This window comes from Streptomyces sp. WAC 04229 (assembly GCF_003947455.1).
In the GTDB taxonomy this organism is placed as follows: domain Bacteria; phylum Actinomycetota; class Actinomycetes; order Streptomycetales; family Streptomycetaceae; genus Streptomyces.
Genome location: NZ_QHJH01000389.1, coordinates 1 through 1,542 on the forward strand (window position 1 = coordinate 1; position 1,542 = coordinate 1,542).

Genomic DNA, 1,542 nt, shown 5'->3' on the forward strand with positions numbered 1-1,542 from the left:
GGGGGAGGCGGGTGGGCCATCAGCGGCCGGTCTCCGCGGTCGCCTCGGAGAGGGCCTGCGCGAAGGTGAGAGCCTGGCGCACCGTCTCGGGGCCGTCCCCCGCCTCGCTGACCCTCAGGCTGAGGTCGTCGGCCGTCGAACTGCCCGTGTAGCCGTGGTCGGCCTCGCAGTTGGGGTCGCCGCAGGCGGCCGGCTCCAGGTCGAGTCTGGAGACGGCGCCCCAGCCGATGGTGAGCACGATCTCGCGGGGCAAGGTGCCCGGCTTGTACTGCTCCGGGTTGGCGACGACGCGGCTGACGACGATGGACGAGATCCGGCCGAGCTTGACGGACTCCGTGGACGTCGTGGCGTACGGCGTCGGCGAGGTGTCGTCGGCGGCCTGCTCGTCGGTGTGGCTGACGATGAAGCGGTTGCCGGTGAGCACGAGCACGGTCACGTGCCGGCGCACCTCGTTCTGGTCGAACGTCGTCTCCTGGTGGACCAGGTACGACCGCACGGGCTCGCCGCCCACGGCGGCCTCCACCGCCTCGGCCACGAGGGCCGGGTAGTAGCCGCTGCGCTCGATCGCCGCTCGCAGCCCCTGGGTCGTCGTACTGGTCTTGGCCATGCCCTCCATCCTAAGGGGGCCCACTGACTGTGCGGCACGCTCCGGCGGGACCCGGTCCGGGAGTGCGCGGTCAGTACGCGGGGAGGGTCCGGGGGCCGAGGTCGTCCCTGGCGGGAGGGGGCGCGAGCCGGACGGAGGCGCCGAGGACGCTCAGGCCGTGCGGGGCCACCACCACCGGTTCCAGGGTGACCGCGACGACCTCCGGGTGGTCGTCGACCAGCCGCGAGACCCGCAGCAGCAGCTCCTCCAGGGCCGGGGCGTCGACCGGCGCCGAGCCGCGCCAGCCGAAGAGGAGGGGGGCGGTGCGGACCGAGCGGATGAGCGAGGTGGCGTCGCGGTCGGTGACCGGAATCAGCCGGTGCGCCGTGTCGCCGAGCAGCTGGGTGGCGGCGCCGGCGAGCCCGAAGGAGAGCACCGCGCCGGCCGCCGGGTCGATGACGGCCCTGACGACGGTGTCGACGCCGCGCGGTGCCATCCCCTGCACCACCGGGCGCAGCTCCGCGGGCTTGCCGAACAGCTCGGTCAACTCGGCGTACGCCCGCCGCAGTTGTTCCTCGTCGGCGAGGTCCAGGCGTACGCCGCCCAGGTCGGCGCGGTGGCGCAGGTGGGGAGCGGTGGCCTTGAGGGCGACGGGGTAGCCGATGGCCCGCGCGGCGGACGCGGCCTCGTCGGGGCCGGGGGCGGGCAGCGCGCGGTGGACGTCGATGCCGTACCTGCCGAGCAGCTCGCCGGTCTCCGCCGCGCCGAGGGTGAGCCCCTGCCCGCGCGCGAGGTACCCGGCGATCTGCTCGGCGGCGCCCTTCTCGTCGATGTCGTCGTACTCCGGCACCTTCCCGGGGTCCCCGGCGTCGCGCCGCCACTGGGCGTAGGCGACGGCCTCGGCCAGGGCGCGGACCGCGCGTTCGGCGGCGGGGTAGGCGGGGATGAGCCGGGTG

Annotated in this window: 2 protein-coding genes; both read right to left on the reverse strand. The window is 75.1% G+C overall.

Features of this window, described 5'->3' with window-relative positions; genetic code table 11:
• Positions 1-19 precede the first annotated feature (19 nt).
• Complete coding sequence (locus DMH12_RS38420) at positions 20-616, reverse strand: DUF5998 family protein (protein ID WP_161330192.1); 597 nt, start codon at positions 614-616, stop codon at positions 20-22.
• 61 nt (positions 617-677) lie between these two features.
• Positions 678-1,542, reverse strand: an 865-nt coding sequence (locus DMH12_RS38425) for an acetate--CoA ligase family protein (protein ID WP_185832786.1), incomplete at its 5' end; no start/stop codon positions are given.

Bases quoted from the DNA above. Each gene is read 5' to 3' on its own strand.
- DMH12_RS38420 (WP_161330192.1), bottom strand. From the start codon at position 616: ATGGAGGGCATGGCCAAGACCAGTACGACGACCCAGGGGCTGCGAGCG.